Consider the following 18,489-nt stretch of genomic DNA (forward strand, 5'->3'; position numbering starts at 1 on the left):
GTCAGCCGAGCTGGCGGGCCGCCGCCCTCAGCGCCTCGACCGCCGCGCGGATCGAGGGCCTGCGGTCGGCGTCCGCCCTCCAGACGACGTACACATGCCGGCGCACCCGCTGCCTGAGCGGGATCATGACGACGCCCGGCGGTACGGGGTGGCGGCCCAGCAGCGGAGCGATGCAGACACCCAGCCCGGCCGCCACCAGGCCGAGTTGGGTGTGAGTCTCGCCCGCACGGTGTCCGACGATCGGTTCGATGCCCTTCGAGCGCAGCGTGAACATCAGCCACTCGTGGCAGAACTCGCCCTCGCCCCAAGTGATCCACTCGTCCTCCGCGAACTCGGCGAGGTCCACCTCGTCGCGGTCCGCGAAGCGGTGCCCGGCGGGCAGCGCGACCTCGGCCGGATCGTCCAGCAGCGGGGCCTTGACCAGGCCGTCGGGCACGGGCATCGGCTTGTTGTACCAGTCGAGGACGACCGCGAGGTCGAGGTCGCCGCGGACGACCGCGGCGATGCCCTGCTCCGGCTCCAGCTCGCTGGAGCGCACGCGCAGCCCCTGGTGCTGGGCGCGCAGCACGCCGAGCGCCATGGGGAACAGGCCGCGGGCCGCGGTCGGGAACGCGGACAGCCTCAGTTCGCCGACGACCTGCCCGCGGTGCGCCTCCAGGTCCGACTGGGCGAGTTCGACCTGCGAGAGGATCCGCGCGGCATGCTCGGACAGCAGCCGCCCTGCGTCCGTGAGGCGCACCCCGCGCCCGTTCCTGGCCAGCAGCTGCTGGCCGGCCTCCCGCTCCAGCTTGCCCAGCTGCTGGGAGACCGCGGACGTGGTGACGTGCAGCGCCTCGGCGGCGGCGCTGACCGAGCCGTGCCGAGCCAGGGCGTCGAGGGTGCGCAGGCGCTCGAGGTTCAACATGTAAGTGATTCTAAGAGATACCCGGTGAGAAATCTCGATTGTGCTACGAGGTCGAATCCAGCATCGTTGCCGTCATGAGCACGGTCACCGCAGCCGCAACCCGGTCCCCCGCCCAAGCCCCGGCTCCTCCTCGTTCCCGCCTCGACTGGCGGCTGCGCTTCGGCGCCCTCTCCCTGATCTGGGGCTTCAGCTTCCTGCTGATCAAGGTCGGCACGGAGGGCTACGCGCCCTTCCAGGTCACCCTGGGCCGGCTGGTCTTCGGTACGGCGGTGCTCGCGGCGGCGATGGCCGTGAAGCGGGAGCGGCTGCCGCGCGGTGCGCGTGTCTGGGGTCATCTGGCGGTCGCCGCGTTCTTCCTGAACGCCCTGCCGTTCTCCCTCTTCGCCTACTCGGAGCTGACCATCCCGTCCACACTGGCCGGCATCTGCAACGCCACCTCGCCGCTGTGGGGCATGGTGCTGTCCCTGGTCGCGCTCTCCGAGGACCGGCCGACGCGGGTGCGCTTCGCCGGCCTCGGCGTGGGATTCCTCGGGGTGCTGACCGTGCTGGGGGCATGGCAGGGCTTCCACGGCATGGACGCCACGGGTACGGCCATGGCGCTGCTGGCCTCGCTGAGCTATCCGATCGGATGGATCTACGTGCGGCGGACGCTGGCGGGTACGGGGAGCTCGCACCTGTCGATGACGGGGGCGCAGCTGCTGCTGGCCACGCTGCAACTGGCCGTGGTGACACCCCTGTTCACCGGCGTTCCGGCACACTTCTCCCCCGTCCCGCTGCTGGCGATCGCCGCCCTGGGCGCCCTGGGGACGGGGCTGGCCGTGCTCCTCCAGTACGGGCTGGTCGCCGAAGTGGGGCCCACCACGGCGCAGATGGTCACGTACTTCATTCCGGTCATCGCCACGGCCGCGGGAGTGGCGATCCTCGGGGAGTCGCTGCGCTGGACCACGCCGGTGGGGGCGGTGATCGTCCTCGCCGGAGCCGCGCTGACTCAGATGCGGCGGGGCACCCGGACCCGACCGGCGGATCAGGCCGGCTCCGACCAGCGGGACCTCGCTACACATAGGTCCTGACCGGTACCGGGCCCACCGCCGCCGCCACCGCCGCCGCCAGGGGTCCGGTCTCCTCCGGGCGGAGTGTCGAGACCGTGATGCGGATCCCCGGCGCGGCGTTCAGACGGAACCGGGCGCCCGGGGAGACCGCCCAGCCCGCGTGCAGGAGCCGGGCCACCGCGCCCGTCTCGTCGGGGACCGGTACCCATACGTTCAGGCCGCTGCGCCCGTGGGCCGTCACCCCGCGCTCGGACAGCGCCCCGATCAAGGCGTCCCGGCGGCTGCCGTACGAGGCCGCCACCTCACGGGTGTCCACCGCGCCGTCGCTCCACAGCCGCACCACGGCCCGCTGCAGAAGCCGGCTGACCCAGCCGGGGCCCAGCCGCTGCCGCCCCCGCACCCGGTCGACGGTGACGGCGTCCCCGGTGAACACCGCCAGCCGCAGATCCGGACCCCAGGGCTTGGCGACGGAACGGACGAACACCCAGTGACGGGTGGCCCCGGCCAGGGGGTGCAGCGGCACGTCGACGATGCCATGGCCGTGGTCGTCCTCGATCAGCAGCGTCTCGGGGTACTCCCGGAGCACCGACCGCAGCGCACGCGCGCGGCCGGCGGTCAGCGCGGCGCCGGTCGGGTTCTGCGCCCGGTCCGTGACGATCACCGCACGGACACCGGACTCCAGCGCGCGACGGACTTCGTCGGGACGCGGTCCCTCGTCGTCGACGCCGACGGGCACCGTGCGCAGCCCGAGCGCCGGGACCAGGTCCAGGAGGCTGCCCCAGCCGGGGTCCTCCACCGCCACCGGGTCGCCCGGCTTGAGGTGCGCCATGAGGACCCGCTCGACGGCGTCCAGGGAGCCGGAGGCCACGGCGACGGGTCCGTCGGGCACTCCGTCGTCGTCCAGGGCCGCGCGGGCGAGACGCTCCAGGTCCGGCTCCACGGGGTCGGCCCCGTACAGCACGGGTTCCCGGTCGCTCTGCGCGGCGGCCGCCGCGAACGCCTCCGCCAGCCGTGGCAGCAGCGCGGGGTCCGGATTGCCGTCGGCCACGTCCCGCACGCCCTCCGGCACGTCCACCCGGATCTCCTCGCGGCCCGTGGTGGCCGGCTTGGGCCGCACCCGGCTGCCCCGCCGCCCGGCGGTCTCGATCACCCCGCGCTGGCGCAGGGTGCGGTAGGCGGCCGCGACCGTGTTCGGGTTCACTCCGAGCCGCGCCGCCAACTCCCGCATGGGGGGCAGTGGTTGGCCCGGCGCCAGCTCACCGCCGCCGACCGCGCGCTCGATGCTGGCCGCAATCTCGGCTGCACCGCTTCCCTGGATCGGATAGTCTCCTAGCACAAAATCAATTATGCACTAGTGCAATGGAGAACGCCATGCAGGGGACCCAGGAGACACCGCCGCCCGCCGCTTACACCCCGACCGACCGCACCGTGCCCACGCGCTCCGCCGACCGGGCCTCGTACGACCGGGAGCTGGTGCACGCGATACTCGACGAGGGCTACGTCTGCCACCTCGGTTTCGTCCGCGACGGCGCCCCGGTGGTACTGCCGACGCTGTACGGCCGGGTCGGCGACCGGCTCTACGTCCACGGCTCCACCGGCTCGCGCCCACTGCGGATGACCGGCGAGCAGGACCCCGGTCTCGCGGTGTGTCTGACGGTCACCCATGTCGACGGGCTGGTGCTGGCCCGCTCCGCCTTCCACCACTCGATCAACTACCGCTCCGTGGTGGTGCACGGCGTCGCCCGCCAGGTCACGGACCCCGAGGAGCGGCGGCTGGCCCTGGACGCCCTGGTGGACCATGTCGTACCGGGCCGGGCCGCCGACTCCCGGCCCGCGAACAAGAAGGAACTGGCCGCCACCGCGGTCATCCGCCTCGACCTCGACGAGGTCTCCGCCAAGGTGCGCACCGGCGGCGCGAACGACGAGCCCGAGGACCTCGCCCTGCCGCACTGGGCCGGGGTCGTCCCGCTCCGCAAGGGCTACGACACCCCCGTCGGCAACGCCGACCTGGCGCCCGGCATCGGCCTCCCGGACTACCTGACGGCACGGTGACCCTAGGGCCGAGGCGTCACACCGGGACCGGCTCCCGGCACCCGCGGGCCTCGCTCGACGCGGGGCCCGCCGGGGCGTGGTGCGCCGGGGCGTGGTGCGCCGGGGCGTGGTGCGCGCCCGCCGGCCGGACGGGCGCGTTCCTCCCGCAGAGCCGCCTCAGGCGGCCGGGACCGGAAGGAGAAGTACGCCCGACGGCATGACCGGCGTGATCGGCATGACCGACATCACCGGCATCACCGGCATCACCGGCGTCCTAGGCAGCGGTGCCCCGGGCGGACAGCTCACGCTCCGGGCCGCCCGCCGCCACCGGCTCGGCCGAGCCCTTGGCGGGCGCGGAGGACTGGGCGATGAACGCGCCGACGAGGACGACCGCACCGCCGAGGATCTGCGGAGCGGACAGGTGCTCGCCGAGCAGCACCCAGGCCAGGACGGTCGCGATGACCGCCTCCAGGCAGGCGACGACACCCGCGACCTGCGGGGACAGCCGCCGCACGGACGACACACCGGTGATGTACGCGATCACCGTGGCGACCAGCACGATCCAGGCCAGCAGGGCGGCGGCCGGGACGGCGGTGCCGTTCATGTCCACGGAGCCGGCCAGCACCGACCAGTGCATGGTCCAGGGGCGGGCCACGGCGGTGAGCACGGCCGCGCCGACGAGCAGGCCGTAGGCGATCACGCCGAGCGGGTCCGGCGCCTCGTCGCCCGCCTCGCTGCCCTGGTCGGACAGGACGAAGTAGCCGACCTGGCAGCAGGCGGCACCGAGCGCCAGCAGCAGGCCGAGCACGTCGAAGCTCAGCCCTGCCCACACCTCCACCACACAGGCGAGCCCGCCGGCCGCGAGCACCACTCCGAGCGCCGCCGCACGCGTCACCGGCCGCCGCTGCACGAACCGCACCCAGCCGAGCACGAGCGCGGGCGCGAGGTACTCGACCAGCAGCGCCACGCCGACCGGGATGCGCGAGAGCGCGGCGAAGTAGCAGGCCTGGACGCCGGCGACGGCGAGCAGCCCGAACCCGGCGAGCAGCGCCGGGCGACGGCGCACCAGGGCGCGGTGCCGCACGGCGAGCGGCAGCATGACCGCGGCGGCGCCCGCCACGCGCAGCCACACCACGTGGAGCGGGTCGAGGCCGGCCTCGATCAGCGGCTTGGCGGCGACTCCGGACCCGCCGAAGGCCAGCGCCGAAGTGAGCGCGAGACCGAGCCCGACGCCCTTGCCGTGGCTGCCCTGACTGCTCTCAGACATATGCACCGGCACATGATGACAGGGGACGACATGAGCGTCATCCCCTTTGACACCTGTCTCACGGGCTGGACGGGAGCGGTTGCGTGACGCCCGGTTTCAGCAGGCAGCCCCGCCGTCGGCGGGCTCCCCGGCACCGGCCTCAATCCGGGTGCGCAGCCCGTGGACGGGGATGCCGGCGCGTTCGAGGACCTCGGCGGCCCGGGACCCCGGGTCCACGACGAGCGCGGCGAGCAGGTCGGTGCCACGGGCACGGACCTCGTCGCGTTCCGCGGCGCGCCGGCGGGCGTCCTCCATGGCGGCGGCAGCGGCGGGCGACCAGCACCCCGCGTCCCTGGCTTCACCGCCGTACAACGCGGGGTCGGGTACGACGGCGATCACGCCGGAGTCCTCCACGGTGCTCTGCCAGCGCAGCCCGTAGCCGATGCTGCGCTGCACGAGATAGCCGAGCAGCCGGGCGAGCTGGGGAGCGTCACCGACGGCGGCGCGGACCTCGGGGTCGGACTCCAGCAGCGAGTGGAGCAGATGGGCGGTGTCGATCTGCCGGTCCCCGTCCCGCACCGCCCGGCGGCGGGCACGGGCGACCACCGCCGCCAGCTCGGCACCGAGCCCGGCAGCGTCGTGCGGGCGCGGACCGCCCAGGTCTTGGGCGGACTGGCGGGTTGGACGGCGTTGCACATCCCCTACCCCATCAGCCTCAAGGGGCCGAGTCATCCACGGGGGGAACCATGTGCGCGTCCCACGCAGAGTGGACATCACCCACCGGGATCTCATCCTTGCGGAGGAGATCAGGCCGATTCCGGCCAAAGGGCGCGCGCCGTCTTGCCAGGCACCTCTGAGGGGCCATGGAGGGCGGCCGCGCGCCAAGCGGTGGCCCGCCGGCCGTCGACACATTTCCTGACGGTTCATCAGTATTGAATGTTCGAGGCCCTGCGGCTACGTTCCGCGACACCGTAGCCGGACACGAAGGGGTGGTCACATGGCCGAAGTCAGCGCGGAGGCACGCATCCAGGCGCCGGCCGAGAAGGTGTGGGCCCAGCTCACCGACTGGTCGGCGTACGGCGAGTGGAACGCCACCCACACCAGCTTCCCCAAGGGCGGCCCCGAGACCCTGGCGGTGGGCGGGACGTTCCAGGAGAACATGAAGCTGATGGGCTTCCCGGCGGAGGTCGACTGGTCCATCGAGGAGCTGGAACCGGCCAGGGTCTTCGCCATCCGCGGAAAGGGCCCGATGGCGGTGACCGTCGCCACCCGCTACACACTCACTCCCGACGGCGACGCGACGACGGTCCGCATCGACGGCGAGTTCACGGGGGCCGCGGTGTCGCTGATGGCGGGCAAGCTCAAGGACTCGGCGACGGCCGCCCTAAACGAGTCGCTGCGCAAGCTGGACGGCCTGGTGACCTGAGCCCGGACACGGACACGGACACGGACGTAGACGTAGACACAAAAACCGACACGGGAACCGACACGGGAAGGCGCCCCGCGGAGGACTCCGCAGGGCGCCTCGACCGCCGTACCGCTGCCGCTGCCGCTCGTCAGTGCTCGTCGGCCAGGATGAGGTACAGCTTCTTGCGGGCGTCGTTGATGACGGCCAGCGCCTTCTCGCGCTGCTCCTTCGTACCGGTCTTCCAGACCTGCCCGAAGGCCTCCATCAGGCCGAAGCCCGCCTGGCGGATCTCACCGAGGGCCTCGAAGTCGACCCCGCGCGAGGCCTCCTCCCAGGGGGCGTCCGGCCCCTCCCCGGCCGCGCTGCGGCCGCTCTCGGTCAGGGAGAACAGCTTCTTGCCGCCCTCGCTCTCACTGGTGATCATGCCCTCGTCCTCCAGCAGCTGGAGGGTGGGGTAGACCGAGCCGGGGCTCGGCTTCCAGGCGCCGCCACTGCGCTCGGCGATCTCCTGGATCATCTCGTAGCCGTGCATCGGCCGGTCCTTGAGCAGGGCCAGGATCGAGGCGCGCACATCGCCGCGCCGCGCCCGCCCCCTCGGGCCTCCGCGCCCTCGCGGCCCCCAGGGTCCCGGTCCGAAACCGGGCCCGCCGGGCCCGAAACCGGGGCCACCCGGGCCGAAGGGCCCGAAGGCGGCCCGCTGCCCGTCGAACCCGCCGAATCCGCCCCGGCCACGCCGGCCCGGGCCGCCTTCACGATGTCCACGCTCGAATCCGTGGGTGCGCATCGCGATCACCCCATTCCATCGTTGATCAGTCACGTATCAATCGCGTTCCTTACGCGATGCCTCAACGATATATCGGAACCGATCGCATGACAAGCCTCTTCCCGGGGGCGGATGTTGTCCTCGCTCGCTCAACCGAGTCGATCCAGATGCCGTCCCAGTGAGCCCAGGCGCGCTGCTGGGGATGCTGGACGGCCGTACCCAACGGGGTGGATCAGGCAGGGCTGTGCATCGAGTTGTCGTACGTGGATGCGGTACACGCGCCCCGACGTGGTGGGATCGGCTCGCGGCCGTTCTGGCCGCACTGGCATGACGGTGAGCGGGAGCGTCGGCATGCCCCGGACTTGTTGCCGAGGAGATTTGACCGGTGGCGGTGAAGAGGCGGGTGCCGCCGACGTCCAGGATCGCGAGGTTCCCCGCTACACCCGGCTGTGGCAGAACGCCGACCCGTTCCATCTGCTCGGCACTGGACGCCGCACCCTCATCGACGGCACCGGGCAACCCCCTCTCCCGGCCTGACGCTCACGATGGTCGTCCACCCGCAAGTTCGCCCCTTCCGCCGAGGCCGGAGGGTCTACGACGCGTGTTTCCCCCGCGAAACCATCCCGCCCCCGCGTCGGCCCGGTGAAGCCGACACGGAAGCACGGTGGAGCCCGTTCCCTCGCCCTGTCATCCAATCGAGGCGTCTGACACCGGACTCAGGCGTCCACGCCCTCGCGCCGCCCCCGATCGCCGAGGTACCGCCGATGGCCGGTACCGCGGCGATCGGGGGCGGCGTGCATCTGCCGGACACCGCCATCGAGGAGGCCGGGACCTGTCCTCGATGAGCGGCGTACTGGCCGACGCCGGCCTACCGACTGCTGCCGGCCCGACGGCCCGGCCTCACTTCAGGTGCCGGCCGAAGAACCGGTTCCCGTCGTCCACCTCGAACCACGGGGTGCCGGCGTGCCCGCCCGTATTGGCGTGCAGCGTCTTCTCCTTGGTGCCGAAGGCGTCGAACAGGTCCAGGGCCCGCTGCCGGGGGTTCCCTTCGTCGTCCCACTGCAGCAGGAACAGCAGTGGAATGGTGACCTGTTGGGCCTCCTCGCGCTGGGCGCGGGGCACGTAGCCCCCGGCGAAGAAGCCGGCGGCCGCGATGCGCGGCTCGACCACCGCCAGCCGAATGCCGACGGCGGTCCACCCCGAGTACCCCACCGGACCGCCGATCTCGGGCAGCGACAGGAGCGCGTCCAGGGTGTTCTGCCATTCCGGGACCGTCTTTTCGACCAGCGGGCCGATGAAGGATTCGAAGATCTCGTCGACCGGCTCACCGGCCTGCATCGCCCGGCGGAGATCGGTGCGGGCCTGCTCATCGACGGCGGAACGGGGCCGGTCCCCGTGCCCGGGGGCGTCGATGGCGGCCACCGCGTAGCCGTACGCCGCGGATTGCCGGGCCCGGGCCACCAGCCGGGGTTCCCGCCTGTGCAAGCCGCCGTTGTGGCCGGTCAGGATCAGCGGGGCCGGTGCGGCGGATTCAGGAATCCACAGGGTGCCGGGGATCTCGCCGATGGTGAATTCGCGTTCGAGGACGCCGTCGTCGAGGCGCTGCTCGGAACTGAAGTGCATGGTCGTGCCTTTCGGGAGTGCTCTTGAGCGGCGCTCCCGGACGACCTACCGCCCGACCGTGACCCCGGAGGGGAGCACCCATGTCGATACTGCAGTCACGGGTACCACCTCCTCGTTCTCTCGCACGGCCTCCGGAACGCTAGCAGTGGCCGCCGCGGTCCGCCAACGGCTTTTACGGAGGCTCCGTGGCCCCGAGTTCTCACCGATCTCGAAGCTGTCCACGATCCCGCTCAACCCTCAGTCGTGGCCGACGACCCCAGGCGTGATGTCCGTTCGGAACCGGCCGCGTCGGCCGGCCGCAGCGGGCAGCCCGTGCCGACGCGGGAGGCGAGGTCGGCGCGCAGGTGCGCCAGGCCGGCCATGCGCTCGTCGATGATCCGGATCTTGTCCGCGAGCAGCGCGGACAGCGCCTCGGCGTTGTCGGGGGCGTCGCGCAGGTCCGCGCCGTGCCGGGCGATCTCCGCAAGCGTGAAGCCGAGCTGCTGTGCGGTGCGGACGTAGTGCAACCAGTCCAGCGTCTCGGGCGGGAAGTCGCGGTAGCCGTTGGCCAGCCGCCGGCCCTCGATCAGCCCGATCCGCTCGTAGAAGCGAACGGTGTCCTTGGACAGCCCCGCTCGCCCCGCCAGCTCTCCGATGCGCATGACTCCCCCGCCCACTGGACTTGACCTTGGAGCGTACTCCGCTGTTTAGCGTGATCCGCGCCGGTTCGAACCCACTCAAGGAGTCTTCGGTGCAGCTCTCCCCCGCCCCTTCCCGCCCCGCCTATGTGCGCCTCGTCAGGGCCAGTGCCTGGTACGACCTCGTCGTCACGGCCGGTTTCGCGACACCGTGGACGTACCGGCTGGTGCACCGTGCGCTGTCGGCGACGGGGGATGCGGCCGGGCTCGGGCCGATGCCCGCGCTCGATGCGATGCAGACCCTGTACGCCAACCTGCTGGGCTCGGTCGTGGTCGTCTGGGCCGTGCTGCGCATCGTCCGGCCGCTCCCGCTGCACGGCCTGCTCGACGCGGCGGCCCGCACGCTCTTCACCCTGTGGCAGGCGTACGCCCTGGCGCACGGCGGTCCGCATGTGCTGTGGCCGTTCCTCGTCGTGGAGGCGGCGTTCGGTGTGGCCCAGTTCGTCCCGTGGGTCACGGCGGGCCGGGCCGTCGCCCGGAAAACGGTCCATGACTCGTGAATTGGCCTTGGTCCACGGCGCGTCGCGGCCCTAGCGTCGGCGCCATGCGTATCCGAATCGTCGACGCCTTCACCGACCGCCCCTTCGCCGGCAACCCGGCCGGGGTCCTGCTCCTGGACGACGTCTTCCCGGACGACGACTGGCTCCAGAACGTCGCCCTGGAGGTCAACCACGCCGAGACGGCGTTCGCGCACCGCCTGCCCGCGGGCGGCGCGGCGGACTGGGCGCTGCGCTGGTTCACGCCCGTCACCGAGGTCGCGATGTGCGGGCACGCCACGCTGGCCACGGCGCATGTCCTGCGCACCACCGGTGTCCATGAGGGCCCGGTGCGGTTCGCCACCCGCAGCGGTGTGCTCGTGGCCACGCCCGGCGCCGACGGCTGGATCACCCTGGACTTCCCGACGGCGCCGCTCACCGAGGTCGGGATCCCGGCCGGGGTCGGCAGGGCGCTGGGCGCCGAACCGGTCGTCGCCTACGACACGGGCCCCCAGGTCGGCGATCTGCTGGTGGAGCTGGCCGACGAGCGGACGGTGCTCGGGCTCGCCCCCGACCACAAGGCGCTCGGCGCCCACTCCTCGCGCGGCATCATCGCCACCGCCCGTGCCGAGGACCCCTCGCTCGGCTACGACTACGTCTCCCGCTGCTTCTTCCCGAACGTCGGCATCGACGAGGACCCGGTCACCGGCAGCGCCCACACGGCGCTCGCCCCGCACTGGTCGGCCCGCCTCGGCCGGGACGACCTCACCGGTCTGCAGGCCTCCCGCCGCACCGGGCTGGTCCGCACCGGTCTGCGCGGCGAGCGCACGCTGCTCACCGGCCGCGCGGTCACCGTCGTCGAGGGCGAGCTGCTCGCCTGAGCGGACGGGCCGGTCTCAGGCCGTCGGCAGCCAGCCCACCTTGCCCGCGAGCAGGGCGTAGCCGACGAACGCTCCGATGTCGAGCAGGGAGTGCGCGACGACCAGGGGGCCGACCCGGCCCCAGCGTCGGTAGAGCCAGACGAAGACCACGCCCATGACCATGTTGCCGAGGAAGCCGCCGACGCCCTGGTAGAGGTGGTACGAGCCGCGCAGGACCGCACTTGCCACCAGTGCGGTCCCCGGGGTCCAGCCCAACTGGCCCAGCCTGCGCAGCAGATAGCCGACGACGATGACCTCTTCGAGGATCGCGTTCTGCAGCGCGGACAGGATCAGCACGGGGTACTTCCACCACACGTCGGGCAGCGCCTCGGGCACCACCGTGAGGTTGAAGCCGAGGCCGCGGGCGGCGAGGTAGAAGGCGATGCCGGTGCTGCCGATCACGGCCGCGATCCCCGCCCCGCGGCCGAGGTCGAACCAGGGGCGGGTGCGGTCGAAGCCCAGCGTCCGCAGGCTCCCGCCCTCGCGCAGCAGCAGGTGGGCGACCAGCGCCACGGGGACCAGCGCGGAGGCGATGCCGAACAGCTGCCAGGCGAGGTCGAGCCAGGGGCGGCCGGGCGCGGCCGAGGCGTTCAGGGTGGCCGCCTGGTCCTTGAGCCCGCCCGGTTTGGTGACCGACCCGATGAAGCTGATCAGTGCGGACACCCCGCTCGCCCCGAGCGAGAGCCCCAGGACGAGCAACGTCTCGTCCCGCAGGATCCGCCGCGGGAACCGCTCCTGCGGATAAGCACCGGCCACCGGGTCAGCCTCCACCTGCGCTCCGACCGACAGGCAGCTCACCGGCCCCCTGCGTACCTTCGTCCGCAAGGATCGCAGAAGCACCTCGGACCATCGCGCACCGGGCCGCCGGGAGACCGGCCGCGAACGGTCCGGTGCGCTCTTCGGCCCGGTGACCGGCCTGCCGTCGGCGGGGTCTCAGCCGAGCGGCACCGGCTCGGGCAGGCCGACCGGCCAGGTGTGCACGGGCTCGCCCATGTGCATCAGCTCCGCATAGCGCCGGGTCGTCGCCGCCAGGGCCGCCGGGCGGCTCAGCCCCTGCTCCAGGGCCCGGTGGAAGGTGGCCGCCTGCCAGGACGCCCCGTTGACCCGGCGCCGGCAGCGTTCCTCGATGACGCCCAGGTAGAGGTCCCGGTCGGCGGCCTCCACGCCCCACGCGTCCAGGCCCGCCGAGGCCAGCGGCAGCAGTTCGTCGCGGACCAGGGTGACCGCGTCGACCTCGCCGGTGCCGCCGTAGCGTCCCCGTCGTGGCCAGAGGAACCGCGCGTCGATGCCGTGCCGGCAGGCCGCGTCGAAGTTGGCCTCGGCCGCGGCGAACGGCAGCCGGGTCCACACCGGGCGCGCCTCCTCGGCGAGGGCGCGGACCAGTCCGTAGTAGAAGGCCGCGTTGGCGATGACGTCGATGATGGTCGGGCCGGCCGGCAGCACCCGGTTCTCCACGCGCAGGTGCGGGACACCGTCCGCGATGTCGTAGACGGGCCGGTTCCAGCGGTACACCGTGCCGTTGTGCAGGACGAGTTCGGCGAGCCTCGGTATGCCACCGGCATCGAGTACCTCCAGCGGGTCCTCCTCGTCGCAGATCGGCAGCAGGGGCGGGAAGAACCGCACGTTCTCCTCGAACAGGTCGTGCGCGGAGGAGACCCAGCGCTCGCCGAACCAGATGCGCGGTCTCACCCCCTGGGCCTGGAGTTCCGGCGGCCGGGTGTCGGTGGCCTGCAGGAACAGCGGCGGCCGGGACTCGCGCCACAGCTCGTGTCCGAACAGGAAGGGCGAGTTGGCGCCGACGGCGATCTGCGCGGCGCAGGCCACCTGCGCCGCGTTCCACACGTCGGCGAAGCGGGCCGGGGTGACCTGGAGGTGCAGTTGCACGGAGGTGCAGGCGGCTTCGGGCACGATCGACTTGGAGGTGCAGACCAGGTGCTCCACCCCCTCGATGTCGAGGCGGAAGTCCTCGCCGCGGGCGGCCACGATCTGGTCGTTGAGCAGGGTGTAGCGGTCCGCCTCGGAGAGATTGGCGGAGACCAGGTCATCGCGGTCGAGCGTGGGCAGAATGCCGATCATCACGATCCCGGCGTCCACCTCGCCGGCTTTCCGGTCGGCGTACGCCAGGGAGGTCCGCAGCTCCTCGGCGAGCCGGTCGAATACGCGGCCGCCCAACCGGTGTGGGGCTATGTTCACTTCCAGGTTGAACATGGCGAGTTCTGTTTGGAAATCGCGGCTCGCGATGCGCTCCAGCACCTGCCCGTTCAACATTTTCGGCATACCGTCGGGGCCGGCGAGATTCAATTCGATCTCCACCCCCATGAGGTTCTTCGGGCGATCGAACCGCTTCTCGACCAGCAGTCGCTCCAGTCCCGCCAGGCACTTCTGGAGCTTTTCGCGGTAGCGCTGGCGATCGGACAGATCGAACCGCCCTGCCACGACCTTCTCCCCCATCGAAGTGTCCCTCCTCGGATGGGCGCGCCGCAGATCCGGCCGCCGGGGTCCCGGGTCAGGTGGGATGATGCCCAGTGAATGCGATCGATAACGTCCCGCGCGGACCCGGCACCCGCTAGTCTGTCGGAATGTTCCCCGCGGCACATTCACGGGGCATGCCGCACCATGCACGTTCATATGCCCCGAGAGCCTCGTGAAAAACGCCGACGACAATCGGCCGACCGCGGCGGCGGCATATTGCGAGGTCAGCGGCGTCCACCCGCACGGGAAATCGGGATGTTCACCGCGAATCAGCGGCTGAATGACGCCTTGACCGGGTCACCGGCATCGGATAGATGAAACAAGGTCTGAACACCCGTCGTATAAACTTCGCGTACAAGGCAGAAGGTTGGCGCCCGCAGTCTTGGTTCCTGCCGTGTTCCTGCCGTCAAGGTGACGGACGGCAGGGCTCAGCCCTCTTTCACCGACCCGGGCCCCCACTTCTCTGGCCACCCCCGTGAGCAGACAGCGTCGTCCGCCCCACCCTCCTCGCGCCGCCGCGCCTGTCGAACGAGAGGCGACCCACCATGCCGCTGCACGTGCCCCCTGCCCCCGCGCCCGCACTGCGCTCCGTCCTCACGGCCCTCGGTTCCCCCACCGCGGTCCGCGAGGCCCGAACCCCGTCCCTGCGCGTCACCCAGGGGCCAGCGACACCCGAACTCCCGCTTCCCGTGCACGTGCTGGACCGGATCACCGCGCAGGGCCTGTCCGCGACGCGGCTGGCGGGCTGGCGCTTCCTGATCCGCAGCGGGGACCGCGCCGTGGCCGCGGCCGACACCATGCTCACCCCGGACGGATGGGCCTTCTCGCATTTCTTCGAGGGCCCCTACATCGCCTCCACCGAGCGCGCCCTGCAGCAGGCCGAGGCCCTGCAACAGCCGTACCAGCCGCGGTTGCTGTCCGTGCCCGGCCTCTACATGCTCACCCTGTGGCTGCACGGTGACACCGCCGCCGACGGCGCCGAGGGCCACCCGGCCGCCACCGACCTGCTCGTCCCGCTGGCTCCGGCACCGCCCGGCATCTCGGCGCACCGGCCGCACCGGGTCGCCGAGCTGCTGCCGGTGCTGACCCTGCGGGCGACTCCCGTCCCGCTGCTCGGCTCGCCCGCCTGAACCGACGCCCGCGTACCCCGCTGCCCTCAGGGACAGCGGGGTACGACTGTTTTCCGGTACGGCCCATTCCCGTGCGCCCGCTTTCCCGGGCGGATTCCGCTCGTACGAGCAATTGCCCGCTCCTACGAGCTGATAGTGGATCCCTTCCACTCGGACTAGCCCTAATCGGCTACTCCGAACCACCCAAAGGGACAGTGCAGTTGAAATGAACCGTCCGCGCGGGTGACGCGTCATGAACCTGTGAGAAGCGGTGCTGCGAAATCCCTGCGGAATGACGCCCAGAGGACAACACTGGTTCCGACCGACCAATGACCACGGGGGACGGACATGACCACAACAGAGCGAAAGATCCCACCCATGTGCCAGCACCAGCCGCCGTGTCCGCCAGCCGAGTCCGCCGACCGGGAGTCCGCCCGTCTCGTGGCGCACCACCCGGAGCAGGGATGGAGTCTGCTGTGCAACGGCGTCCTGCTCTTCGAGGACACCGGTGAGCTTCTGCCCGACGGCCGGGTCATCGCCCCGCACCGCCCACTCGGTGCGGACCATGTGATGACCGCCGCCTGAGCCGTCACACCCGGGCGGACCGCCGCTCCGTCCGGTGATCCGAGGGGCCGGCCGCACACACACGGTGCGCACCGGCCCCGACGCGTGTCCGGGCTCGGCTACGCCCCGTAGCCGAGCGCTGCCGCAGCGCCTCCCGCGGGGGGAGAGACGACCGGTGGTGGGAGAGGTGGTCGGCGGACTTGAAGCCGGACAGCCGCGCGTACGGGACAGGGCCCGGACGGGCCGGCCGGCGAGGGAAGGAAGGCCGGCCCGCCCGGGGGTCGGGGTGCGGCGGAGCGTCAGAGACCCACGTCCCGGCCGCGCAGGTCGGCCAGGGACTCCCGGCGGACCAGCAGCCGGGCCCGACCGGCGTGCACGGCGACCACGGGCGGGCGGCCGACCAGGTTGTAGGCGGAGGCCATGGAGAGCTGATAGGCCCCGGCCACGGGAACGGCGAGCAGGTCCCCCGGGCGTAGGTCGCCGGGGAGTTCGGCCTCGGCCAGGACGTCACCGGCCTCGCAGTGCCGGCCCACGACGGTCACCGGGGTCAGGGGCTCGGCGGCGGGCCGGCCGATGAGGCGCGGCGCGTACCGTACGCCGTACAGGGCGGGCCGTGGGTTGTCGCTCATGCCGCCGTCGACGGCCACGAAGGTGCGGGTGCCGGTGCGTTTGACGGCCAGCACGCGGTAGACGGCGACACCCGCGGGCCCGGCGATCGCCCGGCCGGGTTCGATGATCAGGCGGGGCAGCGGGAGTTCCGCGGCCGTGCAGGCCGCGATGAGTTCGGCGCGGACCCTGCGGGCCAGGGCGGCGGGGGTGAGGGCCGGTTCGCCGGGGCGGTAGGCGATGCCGTGACCGCCGCCGAGGTCGAGTTCGGGCAGCGCGAGGCCGTGCTGGTCGCGTACCCGGGCCATGAGGCCCACCATGCGGCGCACGGCGGTGACGTACGGCTTCACGCTGGTGATCTGCGAGCCCAAGTGGCAGTGCAGTCCGGTGAGCCGGAGCTGCGGCTGGTCGAGGATGCGGGCGATGGCGTGCTGGGCGTGGCCGTCGGAGACGGAGAGGCCGAACTTCTGGTCCTCGGTGCCGGTCCGGATCTTCTCGTGCGCGCCCGCGCCGACCCCGGGCACCACCCGGACCAGCACCCGCTGCCGGCCGTCGGGCCCGAGGGCGGCGGCCAGCCGCGCGATCTCCGAGGGGCTGTCGATCACGATCCGGCCCACGCCGAGGCGCAGCGCGGTCTCCAGATCGTGCGGTGACTTGGCGTTGCCGTGCAGCACGATCCGCTCGGCCGGGAAACCGGCACCGACCGCCAGCTCCAGCTCACCGGCCGAGCAGACGTCCAGGCCCAGGCCCTCCTCGGCCGTCCAGCGGACCATGGCCCGGCACAGGAACGCCTTGGCCGCGTACACGATCTCGGCGTCGGGGAAGGCCTGCCGGTAGGCGCGGCAGCGCTCGCGCACCTCGCTCTCGTCGAGGACGTAGACAGGAGTGCCGAAGCGGTCCGCGACCTCCGCCAGCGACACACCGCCGACGGCCGGACCGCCCGGCCGGGGCTCGGTGGTGGAGGCGGGCCAGACGGAGAGGTCCGCGGGTGCATGGTCCGCGGGTGCGGTGGGGGCCACTGATGCCGTAGAGACCCCGGGTGTGGTGGGAACCATTGATTCCGTGGAGACCGCGGTCCCGTGCAGGGTGGTCATCGGGCGCTCCCTTCGGTGACCCGGAAGGCCGGGAGCTGCACTGCCTGCGCGGCGGGTCCGGGTGGCGGGGCCGACAACGAGGGGTCGACGGTGAGGGCGGTGACCCCGAGCGGCGCCGTCAGCGAGCGCAGCGCGGGCTCGGCGAGCCGGATCCACGGCTGACCGGGGCCGAGCGTGCCGGCCAGCCGGTGCACGGAGGTGAAGGCGACGGCCGTGCGGCCGCCCAGGGGGGTGCGGAACAAACGGGTCGCACACCCCGCGGGACCCGGCCGGACCGGCACGAACAGCAGTCCGGCCGGGGTGCGTTCGGAAGGCTCCGGATCGTCGTCGCAGAGGAGTTCGGGCATGGGTCGCCTCCTGGGCGGATGGGCTGGGCCGGCCTTGAGGTGCCCCGGACGCGGGGAGGCGGAGCCGGGGCTGTCTCGACGCTATGCCCGTCGGTGCCGGTCCACCGACATCTCCTGACGCGATGCTGACGGGGACGGGGGCGACGCTGACGCGATGCTGACGTGAGCCCGTGCCGAGGCGCCCGAGTACGTCAGGAACCTGCCAGGAATTCGGTCCCCCGGCTGGTCGAACCGCCTGCGCAGGAGTGGGATGAGAGGGAGGCCCCGCAAGCGGGTCGGTCCGCGGGAAGCGCCCGCGGGCACCCGTGAGGAACGGTGAAGTCATGTCCGGTTACGACGCCTCGGCGGCCGCCCGTGTGGTGGTGGGCGTGAGCGGTTCCCTGGGCAGCGTCACGGCTCTGCGCCGGGCCACCGCGCTGGCCCGGCGTCTGGGAGCCGAGCTATGGCCGGTGCTGGCCTGGGAGCCGCCCGGCGGTGATCCCGCCGCGCGCCGCTCGCCGGCCGGCGGCCTGCTGGTCGAGGAGTGGCAGCGGCTCGCCAAGCAGCGGCTGGCGTCCGTGCTCGAGGAGATCTTCGGCGAGGACGGCCCGGGCGTGCCGATGCACGCCGTGATCGTGCGCGGCACCCCGGGCAGGGCCCTGGTGGCGACCGCGGACCGCGAGAACGACGTCCTGGTCGTGGGCGCCGGACGGCGCGGACTGCAGCGCGCCTTCTCTGGCCGGGTGTCCCGGCACTGCCTCGCCCACGCCGTCTGCCCGGTCCTCGCGGTTCCGCCGTCGCCGCTGCAGTCCGATCTGGTGGCGGTCCACCGGCGCAACACATGGCATCTGCGCATGGACACCCGGGGCCTGTGACGGCCGCGCCGGCCGGCCCGACCGCGGCCTCGTCCGACGGCCCGGTCCCAGGTGCGTGCCATCAGGGTGCGGTCAGGTGCCGGCAGAGTGCCGATGCGCTGCCAAAGTGCCGAGGCGCTGTCACAGTGCCGTGAAGCACGGCCCGGGTGCCATGAAGCACGGCCGGTGTGCCCTGAGGCCCGGCCGGTGTGCCCTGAGGCCCGGCCGGAGTGCCCTGAGGCACCGTCAGGGTGCGGCGGAGTCCCTTCGGGGTGCCGCGCGGCCGTGTTCCGCAGGCCCTGCCGCTTCCCGGCTCGGGCACCGGGGCCGAGGCCGGGCACCGGTGCCCCGGGCGTGTCGCTGCGGC

20 protein-coding genes are annotated in these 18,489 nt (G+C 72.5%); 9 read left to right on the forward strand and 11 right to left on the reverse strand.

The annotated features are described in order from the left end of the window. Nucleotide 1 precedes the first annotated feature (1 nt). Entirely contained in the window at nt 2-904 is a 903-nt protein-coding gene (locus ACZ7P3_RS13175) for a LysR family transcriptional regulator (protein ID WP_472080997.1), read from the reverse strand. Nucleotides 905-978: 74 nt separating this feature from the next. On the opposite strand from ACZ7P3_RS13175, the gene ACZ7P3_RS13180 reads away from it, so the two are divergent. Next, complete coding sequence (locus tag ACZ7P3_RS13180) at nt 979-1,974, forward strand: DMT family transporter (protein WP_472080998.1); 996 nt, start codon at nt 979-981, stop codon at nt 1,972-1,974. Here ACZ7P3_RS13180 and ACZ7P3_RS13185 read toward each other — a convergent pair. Beyond that, entirely contained in the window at nt 1,958-3,289 is a 1,332-nt protein-coding gene (locus ACZ7P3_RS13185) for an aminotransferase class I/II-fold pyridoxal phosphate-dependent enzyme (protein ID WP_472080999.1), read from the reverse strand. The two genes, ACZ7P3_RS13180 and ACZ7P3_RS13185, sit on opposite strands and share 17 nt — an antisense overlap. A 35-nt stretch (nt 3,290-3,324) precedes the next feature. Between ACZ7P3_RS13185 and ACZ7P3_RS13190 the strand changes: the two genes are divergently transcribed. After that, nucleotides 3,325-4,005, forward strand: a complete 681-nt coding sequence (locus ACZ7P3_RS13190) for a pyridoxamine 5'-phosphate oxidase family protein (protein ID WP_472081000.1) — start codon at nt 3,325-3,327, stop codon at nt 4,003-4,005. Nucleotides 4,006-4,258: 253 nt separating this feature from the next. Here ACZ7P3_RS13190 and ACZ7P3_RS13195 read toward each other — a convergent pair whose 3' ends face one another. Together ACZ7P3_RS13195 and ACZ7P3_RS13200 are read right to left on the reverse strand one after the other, a co-directional pair. After that, nucleotides 4,259-5,263: an EamA family transporter gene (locus tag ACZ7P3_RS13195; RefSeq protein WP_472081001.1), complete on the reverse strand. Its 1,005-nt coding sequence runs from the start codon at nt 5,261-5,263 to the stop codon at nt 4,259-4,261. Nucleotides 5,264-5,347: 84 nt separating this feature from the next. Beyond that, nucleotides 5,348-5,926, reverse strand: a complete 579-nt coding sequence (locus tag ACZ7P3_RS13200; RefSeq protein ID WP_472081002.1) for a peptidase — start codon at nt 5,924-5,926, stop codon at nt 5,348-5,350. 301 nt (nt 5,927-6,227) lie between these two features. On the opposite strand from ACZ7P3_RS13200, the gene ACZ7P3_RS13205 reads away from it, so the two are divergent. Beyond that, nucleotides 6,228-6,656, forward strand: coding sequence for a type II toxin-antitoxin system Rv0910 family toxin (locus ACZ7P3_RS13205; RefSeq protein ID WP_472081003.1), 429 nt, complete (start codon nt 6,228-6,230; stop codon nt 6,654-6,656). 130 nt (nt 6,657-6,786) lie between these two features. Here ACZ7P3_RS13205 and ACZ7P3_RS13210 read toward each other — a convergent pair whose 3' ends face one another. Then, the gene (locus ACZ7P3_RS13210) at nt 6,787-7,422 is read right to left on the reverse strand and encodes a PadR family transcriptional regulator (RefSeq protein ID WP_472081061.1); all 636 of its coding nucleotides are present in this window, start codon (nt 7,420-7,422) and stop codon (nt 6,787-6,789) included. Nucleotides 7,423-7,779: 357 nt separating this feature from the next. On the opposite strand from ACZ7P3_RS13210, the gene ACZ7P3_RS13215 reads away from it, so the two are divergent. Beyond that, nucleotides 7,780-7,938 (forward strand): hypothetical protein, encoded by a 159-nt coding sequence (locus ACZ7P3_RS13215; protein ID WP_472081004.1) that lies wholly within the window; start codon nt 7,780-7,782, stop codon nt 7,936-7,938. A gap of 363 nt (nt 7,939-8,301) precedes the next feature. Here the strand turns inward: ACZ7P3_RS13215 and ACZ7P3_RS13220 are convergent, their stop codons facing one another. Together ACZ7P3_RS13220 and ACZ7P3_RS13225 are read right to left on the reverse strand one after the other, a co-directional pair. Next, nucleotides 8,302-9,024, reverse strand: a complete 723-nt coding sequence (locus tag ACZ7P3_RS13220) for a dienelactone hydrolase family protein (RefSeq protein WP_472081005.1) — start codon at nt 9,022-9,024, stop codon at nt 8,302-8,304. Between the two features lie 230 nt (nt 9,025-9,254). Continuing rightward, nucleotides 9,255-9,665: a MerR family transcriptional regulator gene (locus tag ACZ7P3_RS13225; protein WP_472081006.1), complete on the reverse strand. Its 411-nt coding sequence runs from the start codon at nt 9,663-9,665 to the stop codon at nt 9,255-9,257. Between the two features lie 89 nt (nt 9,666-9,754). Here ACZ7P3_RS13225 and ACZ7P3_RS13230 point away from each other — a divergent pair, with 89 nt between their 5' ends. Both ACZ7P3_RS13230 and ACZ7P3_RS13235 read left to right on the forward strand, forming a co-directional pair. After that, entirely contained in the window at nt 9,755-10,201 is a 447-nt protein-coding gene (locus ACZ7P3_RS13230; protein ID WP_472081007.1) for a hypothetical protein, read from the forward strand. 44 nt (nt 10,202-10,245) lie between these two features. Then, on the forward strand, nt 10,246-11,058 hold the full coding sequence (locus tag ACZ7P3_RS13235; protein WP_472081008.1) for a PhzF family phenazine biosynthesis protein: 813 nt from the start codon (nt 10,246-10,248) through the stop codon (nt 11,056-11,058). Nucleotides 11,059-11,073: 15 nt separating this feature from the next. On the opposite strand, the gene ACZ7P3_RS13240 is transcribed toward ACZ7P3_RS13235, so the two are convergent. Further along, the gene (locus ACZ7P3_RS13240; protein WP_472081009.1) at nt 11,074-11,868 is read right to left on the reverse strand and encodes a CPBP family intramembrane glutamic endopeptidase; all 795 of its coding nucleotides are present in this window, start codon (nt 11,866-11,868) and stop codon (nt 11,074-11,076) included. Between the two features lie 162 nt (nt 11,869-12,030). Beyond that, nucleotides 12,031-13,548 (reverse strand): glutamate-cysteine ligase family protein, encoded by a 1,518-nt coding sequence (locus ACZ7P3_RS13245; protein ID WP_472081010.1) that lies wholly within the window; start codon nt 13,546-13,548, stop codon nt 12,031-12,033. Between the two features lie 566 nt (nt 13,549-14,114). Here ACZ7P3_RS13245 and ACZ7P3_RS13250 point away from each other — a divergent pair. Beyond that, nucleotides 14,115-14,699, forward strand: coding sequence for a hypothetical protein (locus ACZ7P3_RS13250; protein WP_472081011.1), 585 nt, complete (start codon nt 14,115-14,117; stop codon nt 14,697-14,699). A gap of 357 nt (nt 14,700-15,056) precedes the next feature. Then, entirely contained in the window at nt 15,057-15,263 is a 207-nt protein-coding gene (locus ACZ7P3_RS13255; protein WP_116152356.1) for a DUF5999 family protein, read from the forward strand. A gap of 278 nt (nt 15,264-15,541) precedes the next feature. On the opposite strand, the gene lysA is transcribed toward ACZ7P3_RS13255, so the two are convergent. Both lysA and ACZ7P3_RS13265 read right to left on the reverse strand, forming a co-directional pair. Then, on the reverse strand, nt 15,542-16,903 hold the full coding sequence (gene lysA, locus ACZ7P3_RS13260) for a diaminopimelate decarboxylase (RefSeq protein WP_472081062.1): 1,362 nt from the start codon (nt 16,901-16,903) through the stop codon (nt 15,542-15,544). 35 nt (nt 16,904-16,938) lie between these two features. Then, the gene (locus ACZ7P3_RS13265) at nt 16,939-17,289 is read right to left on the reverse strand and encodes an SAV_915 family protein (protein ID WP_472081012.1); all 351 of its coding nucleotides are present in this window, start codon (nt 17,287-17,289) and stop codon (nt 16,939-16,941) included. Between the two features lie 323 nt (nt 17,290-17,612). On the opposite strand from ACZ7P3_RS13265, the gene ACZ7P3_RS13270 reads away from it, so the two are divergent. Beyond that, complete coding sequence (locus ACZ7P3_RS13270; protein ID WP_472081013.1) at nt 17,613-18,143, forward strand: universal stress protein; 531 nt, start codon at nt 17,613-17,615, stop codon at nt 18,141-18,143. Nucleotides 18,144-18,489 lie beyond the last annotated feature (346 nt).

Source organism: Streptomyces sp. NPDC107581 (assembly GCF_055657175.1).

Coding starts and splice junctions, on each gene's coding strand:
- ACZ7P3_RS13175 (WP_472080997.1), bottom strand. CDS start 904: ATGTTGAACCTCGAGCGCCTGCGCACCCTCGACGCCCTGGCTCGGCAC.
- ACZ7P3_RS13180 (WP_472080998.1), top strand. CDS start 979: ATGAGCACGGTCACCGCAGCCGCAACCCGGTCCCCCGCCCAAGCCCCG.
- ACZ7P3_RS13190 (WP_472081000.1), top strand. CDS start 3,325: ATGCAGGGGACCCAGGAGACACCGCCGCCCGCCGCTTACACCCCGACC.
- ACZ7P3_RS13205 (WP_472081003.1), top strand. CDS start 6,228: ATGGCCGAAGTCAGCGCGGAGGCACGCATCCAGGCGCCGGCCGAGAAG.
- ACZ7P3_RS13210 (WP_472081061.1), bottom strand. CDS start 7,422: ATGCGCACCCACGGATTCGAGCGTGGACATCGTGAAGGCGGCCCGGGC.
- ACZ7P3_RS13220 (WP_472081005.1), bottom strand. CDS start 9,024: ATGCACTTCAGTTCCGAGCAGCGCCTCGACGACGGCGTCCTCGAACGC.
- ACZ7P3_RS13225 (WP_472081006.1), bottom strand. CDS start 9,665: ATGCGCATCGGAGAGCTGGCGGGGCGAGCGGGGCTGTCCAAGGACACC.
- ACZ7P3_RS13235 (WP_472081008.1), top strand. CDS start 10,246: ATGCGTATCCGAATCGTCGACGCCTTCACCGACCGCCCCTTCGCCGGC.
- ACZ7P3_RS13245 (WP_472081010.1), bottom strand. CDS start 13,548: ATGGGGGAGAAGGTCGTGGCAGGGCGGTTCGATCTGTCCGATCGCCAG.
- ACZ7P3_RS13250 (WP_472081011.1), top strand. CDS start 14,115: ATGCCGCTGCACGTGCCCCCTGCCCCCGCGCCCGCACTGCGCTCCGTC.
- ACZ7P3_RS13255 (WP_116152356.1), top strand. CDS start 15,057: ATGTGCCAGCACCAGCCGCCGTGTCCGCCAGCCGAGTCCGCCGACCGG.
- lysA (WP_472081062.1), bottom strand. CDS start 16,903: ATGGTTCCCACCACACCCGGGGTCTCTACGGCATCAGTGGCCCCCACC.
- ACZ7P3_RS13265 (WP_472081012.1), bottom strand. CDS start 17,289: ATGCCCGAACTCCTCTGCGACGACGATCCGGAGCCTTCCGAACGCACC.
- ACZ7P3_RS13270 (WP_472081013.1), top strand. CDS start 17,613: ATGTCCGGTTACGACGCCTCGGCGGCCGCCCGTGTGGTGGTGGGCGTG.